The organism is Dyella sp. LX-66 (assembly GCF_018599165.1).
Lineage (GTDB): Bacteria > Pseudomonadota > Gammaproteobacteria > Xanthomonadales > Rhodanobacteraceae > Dyella_D > Dyella_D marensis.
This window is the reverse complement of record NZ_JAHFVJ010000004.1, coordinates 378190-393246: the sequence shown is the minus strand read 5'-3', so window position 1 is coordinate 393246 and position 15057 is coordinate 378190. Positions and strand designations below refer to the sequence as shown.

Genomic DNA, 15057 nt, shown 5'->3' with positions numbered 1-15057 from the left:
GTGCATGTGGCGTGGCAGCGAACGGGCTCCACGTGGGATCGATGGTGCATGGGCTCGGGTGCACGCCTCGTCTAATTCGTGTGGACATGCCGATAGAGCGGTCAGCCTGCGTGGCACATGGATTGCTGCATTTCGTCTGGTGGCGGTTCGCCGCGCGACGAATGCAGGAGATATCAGCCTCGATGTCCGATCTGCCCGTGGTGATGCTGGTATGCGACGCACGCGGCGACGTGGAGCGCGCAGCGGAACAACTGCGCGGCATGGGATTGCGCAATCCGCTGGTACATCTGCATAGCCTCGGTGACATCGCTGCGTGGCGAAGCGGGCATCGCACCGACATCGCCTTTCTTATTCTTCACGCCGACGCGTGCCGCCGTTCCGGCGAGAGCGAGGCCACGCCGAAGCTGCCGGCTTATCCGGCCTTTGCGGTGGAAACCGTGGGCGGCCGCCTGATGGCGTCGCTGTGGCCATCGCCCGATGCCGGCGCCGCACCGCGTGCGCCTTTCGACGCACCCGCCGTGGTGCGCGCGCTGCATCGGCTGGGTTTGCACTGGATGGTTCTGTAAATCCGCCGCGCGGCGAGCCGGCTCAGAACGGCTGAGTGCCGCGGTCTTCCACCTTCAAGCGATTCTCGACCTCGCGCACGCCGCGGATGCTCGCGGCGATGGCTGCAGCGTCCTTGCGCGCCTGCTGCGAGGGAACCAGGCCGGCCAATACCACGCGGCTTTCGTGCACGCTGACTTCGATATCGCTGGTGTCGACATCCGAGTCGCCGGCCAGGCGCTCCAGGATCGTCGCGAGCAGTTCATCGTCATCCGGAGGCGATGGTTCGTGTTGTGACGGTTGCATGGCTCGTTCCTCGTCAGCTGCGTTGTTCACGTTCGTGCATACAAGCGCCGTGCCAAAGCCCGGCGCCGCATTCACGCGATGCCGTTTCCGCTTGCATGCCTGTTTTACATGCCGGGTTCCATGCTGCAGACGCCTGCGGAGGAGCATCGCCATGAACGACCGTGACCGCAAAGATTCAAGACATCCGCTGGACTCGCCCGAGCGAGAGCGCGAAACCCAAGCCGAACGCGAGGCGCGCAAGCGCAAGGAGAGCGAAAACCAGGACCAGTCGCTGGAAGAGACTTTCCCGGCCAGCGACCCGGTGTCGCCGTTCGTGCCGGCGAAGGCGCCGAAGGACGATTGATCAGGTGGCTTGCGGCGGCATCCCACTCCTTCGTCATTCCGGCGCAGGCCGGAATCCAGTAACGACAATGCTGCATCGGGAGAAGGAGCTGAAAGGCTGAATCTTCAGTGTCAGCACGACAACCGAACGTTGTCGCCACTGGATTCCGGCCTGCGCCGGAATGACGAGCGTGGGACGTGTCGGTTATGCGTCTGGCTTCAATCCACCCCGGCCAATGTATAAATCTTGCTGAGCAAAGCCCCCATATCGAACGGCTTGGTCAGCATGTCCATGCCTTCGCCCAGCGGCGGCCCCTGCTGCAGCACCCACGAATCCGCATAGCCGGTGGTGAACAGCACGCGCAGGCCCTGCCGGTGCGGCGGTGCCTTGTCGATCATGATGCGGCCGTTGATGCCGGGCAGGCCGATGTCGGCAATGGCCAGGTCCAGCGGCTGCGGCGAGCGCAGGATCTCCAGGCCGCGGTAGCCGTTGTCGGCCTCGATCACCTCGAAGCCCATCTCGCGCAGGCGCAGCGCCACCGGTTCGCGCACGGCCGGCTCGTCTTCCACCAGCAGGATGGTCGGCTGTCCCTGCAGCTTGCGCGGACGCGCCGCCACGGGTTCGGCCAGTTCCTCCGCCGCGAGGCCGACCGGAAGATAAAGCGTGACCGTGGTACCGCACCCCGGTTCGCTGCGCATACGCATGGTGCCGCCCGATTGCACCGCGAAGCCGTACACCATCGACAGCCCCAGGCCGGTGCCGTGGTCCTTGGGCTTGGTGGTGAAGAACGGGTCCATCGCGCGCTTGAGCGTGTCCTCGTCCATGCCGCAGCCGTTGTCGCTTACCGCGATTGCCACATAGCGGCCGCGGGCCAGGTGAGGGATGCGCGACTGGCTGTCCAGGTGGTCGAGCTGGCCGATGGCGATGCTCAGCAGGCCGCCCTCGCGCATGGCGTCGCGCGCATTGATCGCCAGGTTGAGCAGCGAGCTTTCGAAATGATGCGGGTCGCAGCGCACCATGCAGGCCTCGCGCGGAAAATCCAGGCGCAGCGTGATCGATTCGCCAACCGTCTGCCGCAGCAGCTGCTCCATGCCGAGGATCGACTCGCGCACGTCCACTGCGCGAGTGACCAGCGGCTGGCGCCGCGCGAACGCGAGCAGGCGGTGGGTGAGGGTGGCGGCGCGGTCCGCCGCATGATGCGCGTTGCCGATAAAGCGCAGGGTGTCCGGCAAGGCGCCCTGGTCCGCGCGCAGCTTCGCCACTTCGAGCGAGCCGATGATCCCCTGCAGCAGATTGTTGAAATCGTGCGCGATGCCGCTGGTGAGCTGGCCCAGCGCCTCGATCTTCTGTGCCTGGAACAGCTGGGCGCGGGCTTCTTCCAGATGCCGTTCGCCATCCCGGCGTTCGGTGACGTCGCGCATCACCAGGGCGAAGCCGAGCAGGCGGTTGGACTGGTCGTGCACGGCGTCGACGATCACGCTGGCCTGGAAGCGGCTGCCGTCGCCGCGCACCTGCCAGCATTCGGCCGCAGCCTTGCCCTCGGTGCGCGCCTGCTCCAGCAGCCGTTCCGGCACGCCGGCTTCGCGTTCTTCGGGGGCGAAGAACGCCGCGCAATGCCGGCCCATCACGTCCTCGGCCTGGAAGCCGGCGATGCGCCGCACGCCGCGATTCCATTCCGTCACCAGGCCTTCCACATTGAGCATGCAGATGGCGCAGTCCGACACGCTGTTGACGAACAGGCGGAAGCGCCGCTCGCTCTCGCGCAGTTTTTCCTCGGCCATGCGCCGCTCGGACATGTCGCGCAGCACCTTGGCGTAGCCGATCAGCTCGCCGGTCTCGTCGCGGATGGCGTCCAGCGCCACATAAGCCCAGAAGCGGTGGCCGTTCTTGCGGATGCGCCAGCCTTCTTCCGCATGCCGGCCGGTGCGCGCGGCAACGGCCAGCGCATCTTCCTCGCGGTTGGCGCGGCGTTCGGCGGCGGGATAGAAGATGGCCGCGGACTGGCCGATCACTTCGTCGGCGCCATAGCCCAGGATACGTTCGGCGCCCTTGTTCCAGCTGGCGATGCGGCCGTCCTGGTCCAGCATGTAGATCGCATAGTCGACGATCGAGTGGACCAGCAGCTCGTAGGAAACCTGGGTGGCAGTCGGCACGAGGGACTCCTGCGGGCGGCGCCGCGCTCCGGTCATGAGGCTTCGGCACGCCGCGGTGCGGGCTCGCCGGCCGCCCGCCCGCAGGCTTCGTCGATCGCCGACAGCAACTGCCTGCGCCCATAAGGCTTGGGCAGGAAGGTGGCATGCGGATGCGACCAGCCGCTGAAAGGATCCATGTCGCCGGACACCACCACCATCGCCGCGCGCGAACCCTGCTCGCGCAGCTTGTCCACCAGCGCGGTGCCGCTCATGCCGTTGCCGAGGTTCACATCGGTGAACACGACGTCGATGTCGTCGCGCGACAGCGCCAGCCGGAAACCTTCTTCCGCATTGCGCGCATGCACCACCTGGAAGCCGGAAGAACTCAGCAGCACGCTGGTGACTTCCAGGATCTCGGGCTCGTCTTCGATAACCAGGATGGTGGACATGCGCTGAAGGCTCGCGTGCTGGCCGCAGACGCCGGACTGTAGCGGCATGTGCAGTCATTGCAGCGTGACGGACGCGTGCATACCATCGTGCGTATGCGCTGTTGTTCACACGACATGCGCGCCGCGGTAGGAACACTGCGAACGCGGGCCGGTGGATCCGGTCCGCTGCTCACCAGCGCCGGAGGAACCCGTGTCCATGGCTGAGAGCTCCCCGCATTCCCGCAATGCAAGACGCGTGCTCGTCTACGCGCCGATGGGCCAGGCGCCCGGCGGACACGAGCTGGCCACCCACTTATGGGTAGCCGAACGGCTGGCCGGCCTGCTCGGCATGAGCTACGGCGGCATCGGCCGCGACACCGAACGCCGGCCGCAGGGCGAGCGCTACGTCGTGCCCTACCGCACCTTGAATGCGCGCGAGGCGCGCCGCTTCGGCATCGCCGGCACCGGCGACCTGTTCGGCGGTGTGGTGAACGAGGATTTCGTCGGTACCAAGCTGATCACGCACGGTCTGGTGCATCCCGGCAGCGTGGCGCCGCCGGGCTGGTCGGAGCAGTTCGCCGCGCGCATCGCCGACGTGGTGCTGCCGGGCTATTCGGTGTTCACGCCGAGCGATTTGCGTGTCGCCGTGGCGCAGCTGCTGCGCGAGGGCAGCGTGCGCATCAAGTCGCCCTGGGACGCCGGAGGCCTCGGCCAGCGCGTGATCGAAGCGGCCACGCAACTGGAACCGCTGATCGAAGCGGCAGGGCCTGGCCCGTGGCTGGAAGAGGGCTTCGTGGTGGAACGCAATCTGCAGGAAGTCGCCACCGTCAGCGTGGGGCAGGTGGTGCTGGACGGCATCCAGGCCAGCTATGTCGGCCGCCAGCGGCTTACCCGCAACCACGACGGCCTGTGGGTCTATGGCGGCACCGACCTGCTGTGTGCGCCGGGCGGCCTCGAAGCACTGCGCCAGCTGCCGCTCACCGGCGACCAGCGCCTGGCGGTGGAACAGGCGCGCTGCTATCACGACGAAGCGCTGCAATGCTTCCCCGGCACGTATGCCTCGCGCGCCAACTACGACGTGGCGCAGGGCCGCGACGCCGCCGGCCGCTGGTATTCGGGCGTGCTGGAGCAGTCCTGGCGCATCGGCGGCGCCAGCGCGGCCGAGGTGGAAGCGGTGGGCGCGCTGCTGACCTATCCGGCGCGCCGCACGGTCTGGGCCGCTACCCGCGAAAGCTACGACCCGCGCGAGCCGGTGCCGCCGGACGCCAAGATCGTCTACCACGGCGACGACGCGCAGGCCGGCTTCCTGATGAAGTATGTGAGGACCAAGCGCAGTGCCGGTACGTGACGACGTCATCCATATCAGCATGCGCGGCCGTGAACTGGCGGGCACGCTGATTTCGCCCGCGCCGCGCATGCCGGCGGTGCTGATGGTGCACGGCTGGGGCGGCAGCCAGCGCCAGTACCGCGCCAATGCGCACAAGGTGGCCGCGCTGGGCTGCGTCTGCCTGACCTTCGACCTCACCGGCCACGTCGCCACCGCCAGCCAGCGCGGCACGGTCTCGCGCGAGGAAAACCTGCACGACATGCTGGCGGCGTACGACTTTCTCGCCGCGCATCCACTGGTCGAGCACGATTCCATCGCGGTGGTGGGCAGCAGCTATGGCGGCTATCTCGCCGCACTGCTCACCGAGCGCCGCCCGGTGCGCTGGCTGGGCCTGCGCGCGCCGGCGATCTACCGCGACGCGGACTGGAGCGTGCCCAAGCGCCTGCTCGCGCGCGTGCAGAAGCTGGCCGACTATCGCCGCGAATCGATCGCGATCGAGGATAACCGCGCTCTGCGCGCGTGTTCGCGTTTCGGCGGCGACGTGCTGATCGTCGAGTCCGAGCACGACGAGATCGTGCCGTCGGCGGTGCTGGCCAGTTACCGCAAGGCTTGCGCGCAGACGCATTCGCTGACTTATCGGGTGATCCGCGGTGCGGATCATAGTCTTGGGGATGAGGTTTCGCGGGGGGCGTATGGGTCGATTCTCGTGCATTGGTTGGGGGAGATGATGCTCGGCGCGCGGGGGCGAGGTGGGGGGCGCCACCTGGCGCGGGGGGCGCATTGACTGTGTCGCTTGGGTTTCGCGGTGACGCGAATGGGCCGCTTATGCGGTGGGCATTTTGCTCGTCATCCCGGCGCAGGCCGGGATCCAGTAACGGTATCGTTTGGTTTTCGCGTGGTCGCGGACTGGCCGCTTATGCAGCGGGCATTCCGAGCGCCTGCCGGCGCTCGGGTCACTTTTTCTTTGCTGGCCCAAAGAAAAAGTAACCCAAAAGAAATGGCCTTAGAGCAAAGGCTCGCGACGCGACTAGAAGGAGCGGTGGGCGGCTGCGGTAACTTGATTGACCTGGGTCTACACGAAACGACGGTGCGTTTACGTAGCGGGTGCTTCAACGTGCCGTGGCGAAGAGGATGTTCAAGGACTGGTGCCAGCTTCTGCTCTTCGTTCCTGCCTGCCTCACGACATCACCCCTCTCCCCTCCGGGGAGAGGGCAGGGTGAGGGGCCGGGCGGAGCGAAACGTCCGCCGTGCCTCACCTGCAAAGACCTAAGAATCTGCAAAGCCTTACAGATCAGGTTGAGGAGAGTTCCACCGCCACGCTCCGCCCGACCCCTCACCCCGACCCTCTCCCCGGAGGGGAGAGGGAGAAGTGCGGTGGTGTCGCATACAGGAGCAAGGCGCAAAAGCCACCTCAGTCGCTGAACATCCTCTCGGCCACGGCACGTTGAAGTACGCGCAACGCAACCGCACTCCCGCTTCGTGTAGACCCAGGTTAATCAGGCTACCGCAGCCGTCCACCGCTCCTTCTAGTCGCGTCGCGAGCCTTTGCTCTGAAGGCTATTTCTCTTTGGTTACTTTCTCTTTGAGCCAGCAAAGAGAAAGTGACCCGGGCGCCGGCAGGCGTCCGGAATGCCCGCTGCATAAGCGGCCAAATCGCGATAACGCGAAAACCAGGTGACCCCCACCAAAACAATCACCCTTTCGGCCTATCCCATTCGCCGCCAACGCATATATGCGATCAGCATCACAGGAATCCCCCAAAAACCATCAATGCGACCATCGCGCGACCGCCCCAGCCATCGGTCACGAAACCACCCATTCGCAAGAATAACCGCGGAATTCCCGCCTCGGCGCGCGCGCGCCGACACCCGCACCCCACGCGCCGCGGACGCCATCCGCCATCCCACCTGGCCCACCGGCGTAGTCCTCCCCTTACTCCGGAAGGCAGATTGTGCCGATCGCCATCGGCCACGCAGAGTCTGCGACAGCCTTCGAGCACGAAGGCCACCAGGGACGCAGCGATCGCCATGGCCATGCACCGCCCGGCCATCGATCGCCGCAGCTACGCGCAGATCGGCAGGGAGAAGTGGCGTGAGCAGGATCATGGAATGGGGCAGACCGTCGCCCGTCAGGACGGCCATCGCATCGTTCGGTGCAACGACGTTGCCGGGCATCGCACCCGGCGGCCGCGCACGTTCGCGGCCGTAAGCGTCGAGTCGGAGTTTCCGGTTTATCGAGCAGCGTGGCGCATGGCGCCGCGCATGGGCGGGCCTGCGTCCTAAGGAAGGATGCGGCCATTCGCGAGGGGGCAACATGCTGTCGCATGCATTGACGATCGTCGCCAATGAGCTGGAGCGGCATCTGTCCGACACCTATGGCGTGCCGGCGGTGTCGCCGCAGGTGCGCCTGGGCAATATCGCCGAGGGCGTGGGCGGCGGCGCCGGCAGCCCGGGCTCGATCCCGCGCGACGTGCTGGCCTTCTCGATGATCAATATCCGCGAGGAGAAGACGCTCAAGAACCTGGTGCAGCCGGTGCGCAACGATTCCACCCTGCGCGTGCAGTACCAGAACCCGCCGGTCTATCTGAACTTCCACATCATGGTGGTGGCCACGCACACCAGCTACACCAATGCGCTGCTGCTGCTCTCGCGCACCATCAAGTTCTTCCAGTTCAGCAACGTGTTCGACCAGAACTCGGTGGCGCCGGCCTCGCTGGTGACCAATGCGCCGAGCAATGCGCTGGACCAGCTGGAAACCTTCAAGCTGATCTTCGACATCTACTCGCCGACCATGGAAGAGGTGAACCATCTCTGGGGCACCCTGGGCGGCAAGCAGTATCCGTTCGCGCTGTACACGCTGCGGCTGCTGGAAATGCAGTTCCGCGCCACGCTGGCCGAGGCCGGCGTGATCACCGAACTGACCGGCGACACCGCGGCGCCTTCCTACCAGCAGACCGGGCTGGGAGGCTGAGCGATGAGCGAACGCTCCACCACCGCCTACCGCCGCCTGTTCGAAGTGCGGCTGCTGCATCACTACTGGCTGGACGATGGCGGCCAGCGCTTCGACACGCTGTCGGCCGACATGCAGGCCGCGCGCCTGCTCGGCTACGACGTGCGGCCGCTGCTGCGGGTGGCGCCGACGCCGTCCACGCTCAAGCAGCTGGGCGGACTGCGCTGCCTGTTCCTGGCCACCGCGCAGGGCTTCGTGGTCGCCGCGCCCAGTGAGGCGACCTTCGATGCCGCCGCCACGTTCTCCTTCGCCGTCTCGCTCGCCGGCGGCGACTGCCTGGACTACACCGCGCTGACCTTCCGCGCGCAGGCCATCCAGTCCGCCGCCGATCCCGCCGACCTGTCGCCGACCCGCGTGGTCTACCGCTACAAGGCGGACGTGCCGGTGCTGTCCAACCTCACCGGCGCCAAGCGCGACTTCGGCGCGGGCAAGGTGCTGTTCCTGTCGCGCGATTATCCGGCGCCGGCCGCGAGCGACGCGGTGGAAGCGATGGTGCTGTCCGGCGGCGCGCTGCTGCAGCTGACCAGCGACAACCCCGGTGCCGCGACGCAGCAGCTGGGCGCATCGGCCGCGGATCTGCCGGTGTTCCTGCACCAGGGCGACGTGCCGGCGATTACGCCGCCGGCCGGCGTGGCGGGCGCGCCGGCGCGCGGCGTGCAGCTGGGCGACGAGGTGCCCGACGACGTGTTCGCCCTGATCACGCTCACCGCGGTGCGGGCGAGCGACGACGACTTCAGCTTCGTCGACGGCACGGGCGCGCCTAAGGCGCCCGCCACCGTCTACGAGGTGCGCCTGAAGAACCGGTCCACCTGGTGGACCTATCTGGACAAGCGGACGGGCGCGCTCAGCGCGGCCGAGCCGCAACCGCTGCCGCTCACTTTCTACGGCAATGCGGGAACCCGGCAGAAGCCTTCGCGGGGCATCGTGAAGGCGCAGATGAGCGGTGTGCGCGTCACGCAGCTCGTCTCGGAGATCTACATCTAGTTTTCAAATCAACCCGCTCGCGGAACGAGGGAGTTCACGGTCATGGCCTACAACACACCTGGCGTCTACGTTGAAGAAATCTCGGCGCTTCCGCCGTCGGTGGCCGGCGTCGCCACGGCGATCCCCGCCTTCATCGGCTACACCCAGCAGGCGACGCAGAACGCGGCCGGCGATCTCACGCTGAAGCCGCTGCGCATCACCTCGATGGTCGAGTACGAGAAGTACTTCGGCACGGCCGATCCGGAGGCGAAGATCAAGGTCGCCATCACCACCGCCACCGACGGCAGCGTCAATGCGCTGGCCAGCCTGGCCGAAGCCGACCGCTCCATGCACCTGATGTGGTACGCGCTGCGCCTGTACTTCGACAACGGCGGCGGCCCTTGCTACATCTGCTCGGTCGCCAACTACAAGGCGCTGGACCTCACCGAGCTTGAGAAGGGCCTCACCGCGGTGGGCAAGGAAGACGAGCCGACCCTGCTGGTGTTCCCGGAAGCGCAGTACCTGGCCATCGCTGACTGCAAGTCGCTGTACGACCAGGCGCTGCAGCAGTGCGCCGCACTGCAGAACCGCTTCCTGATCATGGACACGCACGGCGGCGCGGTATCGCTCAACGACGCCAGCGCCGACATCGGCACCGCGGTGAAGAACTTCCGCGACAACGGCACGCCGGCCAACAACCTCAAGTACGGCGCCGCCTATGCGCCGAACCTGGAAACCACGGTGCGCTTCGCCTACGACGACACGCAGACCGATGTGACGGTGGGCGTCAACACCGCCAAGCTCAGCGCGCTGGAAGCGACCGACAACCAGTCCTACAACCTCGCCATCGGCGCCATCAACAAGCTGGCCTGCAAGCTGCCGCCCGCCGGCGCCATGGCCGGCATCTATGCCGCGGTGGACAACGCGCGCGGCGTATGGAAGGCGCCGGCCAACCTGAGCGTGTCCGACGCGATCCAGCCGACCATCACCATCGACGGCGGCGCGCAGGACACCATGAACGTGGACAGCACCAGCGGCAAGTCGGTCAACGCGATCCGCGCGTTCACCGGCCTGGGCACGCTCGTGTGGGGCGCGCGCACGCTGGCCGGCAACGACAACGAGTGGCGCTACGTCAACGTGCGCCGCTTCTGCATCTTCGCCGAGGAATCGATCCGCCGCGCCACCCGCCAGTTCGTGTTCGAGCCGAACGACGCCAATACCTGGGTCAAGGTGAAGGGCATGATCGAGAACTTCCTCACCTCGCTGTGGCGCCAGGGCGCGCTGATGGGCGCCAAGGCTTCCGACGCGTTCTCGGTGCAGGTGGGCCTGGGCAGCACCATGACCGCGCTGGATGTGCTGGAAGGCCGCATGGTGGTGGTGGTGGGGCTGTGCCCGGTGCGGCCGGCCGAATTCATCGTGCTGCGGTTTGTGCAGACGATGCCGGTTTCGTGATCGGCACCAAGACTTTCAAGCCGGAGTCCTTCTCCCTCCGGGAGAAGGTGCCGGCAGGCGGATGAGGGTTCGGCCGGAGCGGTGCGCTTCATGCTTGCGCTCCGCCCGGCCCCTCACCCCAACCCTCTCCCCGCAAAAGCAAACATATTCCACAGGAGTTGAGCCATGAGCCAGCAAGCCTATCCCCTGCCGCGCTTCCACTTCCAGGTCGACTGGGGCGGCACCATGATCAGTTTCACCGAAGTCACCGGCCTGGTGATGGAGCGCGAGAAGATCGAGTACCGCCACAGCGACAGCCAGGACTTCCACAAGATCGCCCAGCCCGGCCTGCAGAAGACCGCGGCCCTGGTGCTCAAGCGCGGCAAGTTCGAGAAGGACGTCGACTTCAACACCTGGTTCGAGGACGTCGCCGACGACCGCGCCAACAAGCGCCGCGACGTGATCATCCGCCTGCTCAACGAGAAGCATCAGCCGGTGGCGGCGTGGAAGGCCTCGCGCTGCTTCCCGTTGAAGGTCACCGCGCCGGACCTGAAGTCCGACGCCAACGAGATCGCCATCGAGAGCGTCGAAATCGCCCACGAAGGCCTGAGCCATATCGACGTCTGACCGCCATGAGCGATTACTACCCGCCCTGGAGCTTCTACTACAAGGTCGAGTTCATGCTCGACGACAAGCCCGCGCCGGCCGCCGACGCGCGTTTCCAGACCGTCTCTGGCCTGTCCGTCGAGTACGACTTCGAGAGCTTCAAGGAAGGCGGCGAAAACCGCTTCGAGCACAAGCTGCCGGTCCGCACCAAGTACGCGGACCTGGTGCTCAAGCGCGGCATGCTGATGGGTTCGGCGGTACTGGACTGGTTCACCGCGGCGTTCCGCGACCGCGAGTTCAAGCCCGCCGATATCAACGTGATCCTGATGAACGAGCAGGGGCAGTCGCTGCGCACCTGGAACGTGGCGCATGCGATTCCGAAGAAGTGGCTGATCAGCGATCTCAACGCCAACGAAAACAGCGTGGTGATCGAAACCATGGAGCTGTCGTACCGCTACTTCAGCCTGCAGGACGGCAAGTAGTTCCACCCGCCGATTTCATTCCACCGAGGCCATCGCACATGCCGGTCGAGATCAAGGAACTGCACATCCGCGTCGCCGTCTCGGGCAAGCCGCCCGAGGCGCATGGCGCGTCCGGCGGCGCGGCGAAACAGGCCGCGGCGGCGGGGCAGGCGGCGGGCAAGGACGAACTGGTGGCCGAATGCGTCGAGCAGGTGTTCGAACTGCTCCAGGCGCGCAAGGAACGCTGATGGCCGACTCGGGCAAGCACGGCAAGATGCTGATCCTCGCCTTCGCGGACTCCAAGGCCGCGGAGAACGGCGGGGTGGCCGAGGCCGACGACTCCTACGAAGCCCTGATCAATCCGGAGACCTACACGCTTTCGTACAAGCTGAAGTTCTCCGAGGGCGGGCAGGGGCAGGGCAGCAGTGGCAGGCAGCTGAAGTACGAGTACAGCGAGCCGTCGGAGATGGCCTTCGAATTCCTGTTCGACAACACCGGCATCATCGATGGCGAGCCGCGCGATTCCATCGCCGACGACCTGGCCAGCTTCAAGAAGGTGATCATCGACTACCAGGGCGATGCGCACGAGCCGCGGCATTTCAAGCTGGTGTGGGGCGAGAACTCCATTTTCAAAGGCCGCGTCACCGCGGTGGACATCGTCTACAAGCTGTTCAAGTCCGACGGCACGCCGATCCGCGCCACCGCCAAGGTCACCTTCAAGAGCAGCATCGACGAAGAGAAGCGCGCGGCCACGGAGAACCGGCAGTCGCCGGACCTGACCCACGTGCGGCGGGTGAAGCTGGGCGACACCTTGCCGCTGATGTGCAAGCAGATCTACGGCGATCCGCGCTATTACCTGCAGGTGGCCGAGCGCAACGGGCTGGCCAATTTCCGCCGGCTCACGCCGGGCATGAGCTTGCGCTTCCCGCCGATCGCGAAGACGCAGAACGGCGGCGGCAAGGGTGGCGGCATGGGAGGCGGCTCGTGAGCGACCCGTCCACCGTCCCCACCCCGGCCACGCCGGACGTCTGCACCGTCGAGATCCTGATCGGCGGCCAGGCCATTCCCGGCACCCTGCACGTGCAGTCGGTGACGGTGACGCGCGAGCTCAACCGCATTCCCGCGGCCGTGCTGCAGATCGACGACGGCGAGGCTTCGAAGGCCAGCTTCCCGGCCAGCGACGGCGACCTGTTCGCGCCGGGCAAGGCGATCGAGATCCAGTTCGGCTACCGCTCGCAGAACACCACGGTGTTCAAGGGCACGGTGGTCAAGCAGCGCCTGAAGGTGCGCAAGAACGGCAGCACCTTGAGCGTGGACTGCTATGCGGACGCGGTGAAGATGACCGCCGCGCGCAAAAGCAAGTACTTCGTCAACCAGAAGGACAGCGACATCGCCGGTGCGCTGCTGGATGCGCACGGGCTGTCCAACGACGTCGAGGCGACCAGGCCCGATCTGAAAGAGGTGGTGCAGTACGACGCCACCGACTGGGATTTCCTGCTGTGCCGCGCCGAGGCGAACGGGCAGGTAGTGCTGGTCGGCGACGACAAGGTGTCCGTGGCCAAGCCCAAGTTCGGCGGCTCGCCGGTGCTGAAGCTGCTGTACGGCGCCACTGTGCTGGAGCTGGACGTGGAGATGGACGCGCGCTGGCAGAGCAAGGGCATCAAGGCGGTGAGCTGGAAAGCCGCCGACCAGGAAGCCATCCATGCCGACGCCGCCGAACCCTCGCCGCCGAGCGCCGGCAATATCGCCGCGGCGGACCTGGCCAAGGTGCTGGGCGACGACGTCGACGACCTGTTCCACGGCGGCGCGCTCGACGAAGCGCAGCTGCAGGCCTGGGCCGACGCGCGCCTGCAGCGCATGCGCCTGGCGCGGCTGCGCGGACGCGCGCGCTGCCAGGGTTTCGCCGGCGTGCTGCCGGGCCAGGTGGTGCAGATCGACGGCATCGGCCAGCGTTTCCAGGGCCAGCTCTACGTATCGGCCGTGCGCCATACCGTGGCCGGCGGCAACTGGGAAACCGACGTGCAGTTCGGGCTGGGCCACGAGACGGTCGCCGAGACTTACGAATTGCGCCCGCTGCCGGCCAGCGGCCTGCTGCCGGCGGTGGCGGGCCTGCAGATCGGCATCGTGACCCAGCTGGAAAGCGACCCGGCCGGCGACGACCGCATCAAGTGCCGCCTGCCGCTGGTCTCCACCAGCGAGGACGGCATCTGGGCGCGGCTGGCCACGCTGGATGCGGGCAAGAACCGCGGCACCTATTTCCGCCCGGAGATCGGCGACGAGGTGATCGTCGGCTTCCTCGGCGACGACCCGCGCTACGCGGTGGTGCTGGGCCAGTGCCACAGCGGCGCGCATCCGGCGCCGGAGCCGGCCAAGGACGACAACCATCACAAGGGCTACGTCAGCCGCGAGAAATTGAAGCTGACCTTCGACGACGAGAAAAAGGTGATCGGCCTGGAGACACCGGCCGGTAACAAGATCAGCCTGTCCGAAGACGCCAAGGGCATCGTGCTGAAGGACCAGAACGGCAACAGCATCACCCTCGACGACAGCGGCATCACCATCGAGAGCGCCAAGGACCTGGTGTTCAAGGCGAAGAAGGACGTGAAGCTCTCCGGCACCAATACCGAGTTCAGCGCCAAGAGCGGCTTCAAGGCCACCGGCACCGGCACGGTCGAGCTGTCGGGCGCGCAGACCAAGATCAGCGGCGATGCGACCACGGTGATCAAGGGCGGGATCGTGCAGATCAATTAAGGGCGCCGCGTGCTGTCATGGCGCGCGGCAAGGCAATGGACGCAAGGGACGGAACCGGACCATGGGACTCGCCGCAAGGGTAACGGACATGATCGTCAGCTCCGCCACGTTCGGCGCACCGGTGCCGATCGTGCCGCCGGGTGCGCCGACGGTGCTGATCGGCGGCATACCGGCTGCGCGCCTGGGCGACGGCTGCGGCGTGGACGTGATCCTGCTCGGCTCCATGACGGTGCTGATCGGCGGCCTGCCGGCCGCGCGCATCGGCGATCCCAGCGGCGCGGGCGGCATGGTCAGCGCGCCCGGCTGTCCCACCGTGCTGATCGGAGGCTGACGCCATGGATCGCGATTTCCTCGGCCGCGGCTGGTCGTTCCCGCCGGACTTCAGCGGTCCGGTGCCGGGCGTGGCCATGCTGGAAGACGAAGCCGACGTCGCCTCGAGCCTGCACGTGCTGCTCAGCACGCGGCCGGGCGAGCGGGTGATGCAGCCGGACTACGGCTGCAATCTCAGCGAGCTGCTGTTCGAAAGCCTGGACACGCGGATGAAGACCCTGATCGCCGACAAGATCGAATCGGCGGTGCTGTATTTCGAGCCGCGCGTGACGCTGAACCAGGTGAGCCTGGACGACAGCGGCATCGCCGACGGCCTGGTGCTGATCCAGGTGGCCTACACGGTTAAGTCCACCAACTCGCGGTTCAACTTCGTCTATCCGTACTACATCCGCGAAGGCACCGACATCAATCTCACCACGACCAACCTGCTGCCGGACAACAGCTGACG

The 15057-nt window shown here is 66.6% G+C and carries 18 protein-coding genes; 15 read left to right on the top strand and 3 right to left on the bottom strand.

Annotation, left to right across the window (positions count from 1 at the left end; genetic code table 11):
• The first annotated feature begins 122 nt into the window (after positions 1–122).
• On the top strand, positions 123–566 hold the full coding sequence (locus KK141_RS10505) for a hypothetical protein (RefSeq protein WP_214572113.1): 444 nt from the start codon (positions 123–125) through the stop codon (positions 564–566).
• A gap of 22 nt (positions 567–588) precedes the next feature.
• On the opposite strand, the gene KK141_RS10500 is transcribed toward KK141_RS10505, so the two are convergent.
• Complete coding sequence (locus tag KK141_RS10500; RefSeq protein WP_214572114.1) at positions 589–849, bottom strand: BON domain-containing protein; 261 nt, start codon at positions 847–849, stop codon at positions 589–591.
• A 151-nt stretch (positions 850–1000) separates the two neighbouring features.
• On the opposite strand from KK141_RS10500, the gene KK141_RS10495 reads away from it, so the two are divergent.
• Positions 1001–1192, top strand: coding sequence for a hypothetical protein (locus tag KK141_RS10495; RefSeq protein ID WP_214572115.1), 192 nt, complete (start codon positions 1001–1003; stop codon positions 1190–1192).
• Positions 1193–1389: 197 nt separating this feature from the next.
• Here KK141_RS10495 and KK141_RS10490 read toward each other — a convergent pair whose 3' ends face one another.
• Both KK141_RS10490 and KK141_RS10485 read right to left on the bottom strand, forming a co-directional pair.
• Positions 1390–3324, bottom strand: coding sequence for a PAS domain-containing sensor histidine kinase (locus tag KK141_RS10490; protein WP_214572116.1), 1935 nt, complete (start codon positions 3322–3324; stop codon positions 1390–1392).
• A 32-nt stretch (positions 3325–3356) separates the two neighbouring features.
• Positions 3357–3752: a response regulator gene (locus KK141_RS10485; RefSeq protein ID WP_214572117.1), complete on the bottom strand. Its 396-nt coding sequence runs from the start codon at positions 3750–3752 to the stop codon at positions 3357–3359.
• A 196-nt stretch (positions 3753–3948) separates the two neighbouring features.
• On the opposite strand from KK141_RS10485, the gene KK141_RS10480 reads away from it, so the two are divergent.
• From KK141_RS10480 to KK141_RS10420, 13 genes are all read left to right on the top strand, one after another.
• Positions 3949–5079 (top strand): DUF3182 family protein, encoded by a 1131-nt coding sequence (locus KK141_RS10480; RefSeq protein WP_214572118.1) that lies wholly within the window; start codon positions 3949–3951, stop codon positions 5077–5079.
• Positions 5066–5842, top strand: a complete 777-nt coding sequence (locus KK141_RS10475) for an alpha/beta fold hydrolase (protein WP_345777604.1) — start codon at positions 5066–5068, stop codon at positions 5840–5842. The genes KK141_RS10480 and KK141_RS10475 overlap by 14 nt, the downstream gene beginning before the upstream one ends.
• A gap of 1243 nt (positions 5843–7085) precedes the next feature.
• Positions 7086–7340, top strand: a complete 255-nt coding sequence (locus KK141_RS10470; protein ID WP_214570454.1) for a hypothetical protein — start codon at positions 7086–7088, stop codon at positions 7338–7340.
• A 31-nt stretch (positions 7341–7371) separates the two neighbouring features.
• Positions 7372–8028 (top strand): DUF4255 domain-containing protein, encoded by a 657-nt coding sequence (locus tag KK141_RS10465; protein ID WP_214570455.1) that lies wholly within the window; start codon positions 7372–7374, stop codon positions 8026–8028.
• A gap of 3 nt (positions 8029–8031) precedes the next feature.
• On the top strand, positions 8032–9051 hold the full coding sequence (locus tag KK141_RS10460) for a hypothetical protein (protein WP_214570456.1): 1020 nt from the start codon (positions 8032–8034) through the stop codon (positions 9049–9051).
• 42 nt (positions 9052–9093) lie between these two features.
• On the top strand, positions 9094–10482 hold the full coding sequence (locus KK141_RS10455; protein ID WP_214570457.1) for a phage tail sheath C-terminal domain-containing protein: 1389 nt from the start codon (positions 9094–9096) through the stop codon (positions 10480–10482).
• Positions 10483–10647: 165 nt separating this feature from the next.
• On the top strand, positions 10648–11088 hold the full coding sequence (locus tag KK141_RS10450) for a phage tail protein (protein ID WP_026636669.1): 441 nt from the start codon (positions 10648–10650) through the stop codon (positions 11086–11088).
• A gap of 5 nt (positions 11089–11093) precedes the next feature.
• Positions 11094–11549: a phage tail protein gene (locus tag KK141_RS10445; RefSeq protein WP_214570458.1), complete on the top strand. Its 456-nt coding sequence runs from the start codon at positions 11094–11096 to the stop codon at positions 11547–11549.
• Positions 11550–11587: 38 nt separating this feature from the next.
• The gene (locus KK141_RS10440; RefSeq protein WP_026636671.1) at positions 11588–11776 is read left to right on the top strand and encodes a DUF5908 family protein; all 189 of its coding nucleotides are present in this window, start codon (positions 11588–11590) and stop codon (positions 11774–11776) included.
• The gene (locus KK141_RS10435; RefSeq protein ID WP_214570459.1) at positions 11776–12516 is read left to right on the top strand and encodes a hypothetical protein; all 741 of its coding nucleotides are present in this window, start codon (positions 11776–11778) and stop codon (positions 12514–12516) included. Before KK141_RS10440 ends, KK141_RS10435 begins: the two co-directional genes overlap by 1 nt.
• Positions 12513–14279, top strand: coding sequence for a type VI secretion system tip protein VgrG (gene vgrG / locus KK141_RS10430; RefSeq protein WP_214570460.1), 1767 nt, complete (start codon positions 12513–12515; stop codon positions 14277–14279). The genes KK141_RS10435 and vgrG overlap by 4 nt, the downstream gene beginning before the upstream one ends.
• An 88-nt stretch (positions 14280–14367) precedes the next feature.
• Positions 14368–14610 (top strand): PAAR domain-containing protein, encoded by a 243-nt coding sequence (locus tag KK141_RS10425; protein WP_250901677.1) that lies wholly within the window; start codon positions 14368–14370, stop codon positions 14608–14610.
• 4 nt (positions 14611–14614) lie between these two features.
• The gene (locus tag KK141_RS10420) at positions 14615–15055 is read left to right on the top strand and encodes a GPW/gp25 family protein (RefSeq protein WP_214570462.1); all 441 of its coding nucleotides are present in this window, start codon (positions 14615–14617) and stop codon (positions 15053–15055) included.
• The last annotated feature ends 2 nt before the right edge of the window (positions 15056–15057 follow it).

Bases quoted from the DNA above. Each gene is read 5' to 3' on its own strand.
- KK141_RS10460 (WP_214570456.1), top strand. From the start codon at position 8,032: ATGAGCGAACGCTCCACCACCGCCTACCGCCGCCTGTTCGAAGTGCGG.
- KK141_RS10470 (WP_214570454.1), top strand. From the start codon at position 7,086: ATGGCCATGCACCGCCCGGCCATCGATCGCCGCAGCTACGCGCAGATC.
- KK141_RS10480 (WP_214572118.1), top strand. From the start codon at position 3,949: ATGGCTGAGAGCTCCCCGCATTCCCGCAATGCAAGACGCGTGCTCGTC.
- KK141_RS10455 (WP_214570457.1), top strand. From the start codon at position 9,094: ATGGCCTACAACACACCTGGCGTCTACGTTGAAGAAATCTCGGCGCTT.
- KK141_RS10450 (WP_026636669.1), top strand. From the start codon at position 10,648: ATGAGCCAGCAAGCCTATCCCCTGCCGCGCTTCCACTTCCAGGTCGAC.
- KK141_RS10425 (WP_250901677.1), top strand. From the start codon at position 14,368: ATGATCGTCAGCTCCGCCACGTTCGGCGCACCGGTGCCGATCGTGCCG.
- KK141_RS10440 (WP_026636671.1), top strand. From the start codon at position 11,588: ATGCCGGTCGAGATCAAGGAACTGCACATCCGCGTCGCCGTCTCGGGC.
- KK141_RS10465 (WP_214570455.1), top strand. From the start codon at position 7,372: ATGCTGTCGCATGCATTGACGATCGTCGCCAATGAGCTGGAGCGGCAT.
- KK141_RS10445 (WP_214570458.1), top strand. From the start codon at position 11,094: ATGAGCGATTACTACCCGCCCTGGAGCTTCTACTACAAGGTCGAGTTC.
- KK141_RS10435 (WP_214570459.1), top strand. From the start codon at position 11,776: ATGGCCGACTCGGGCAAGCACGGCAAGATGCTGATCCTCGCCTTCGCG.
- KK141_RS10495 (WP_214572115.1), top strand. From the start codon at position 1,001: ATGAACGACCGTGACCGCAAAGATTCAAGACATCCGCTGGACTCGCCC.
- KK141_RS10500 (WP_214572114.1), bottom strand. From the start codon at position 849: ATGCAACCGTCACAACACGAACCATCGCCTCCGGATGACGATGAACTG.
- KK141_RS10485 (WP_214572117.1), bottom strand. From the start codon at position 3,752: ATGTCCACCATCCTGGTTATCGAAGACGAGCCCGAGATCCTGGAAGTC.
- KK141_RS10420 (WP_214570462.1), top strand. From the start codon at position 14,615: ATGGATCGCGATTTCCTCGGCCGCGGCTGGTCGTTCCCGCCGGACTTC.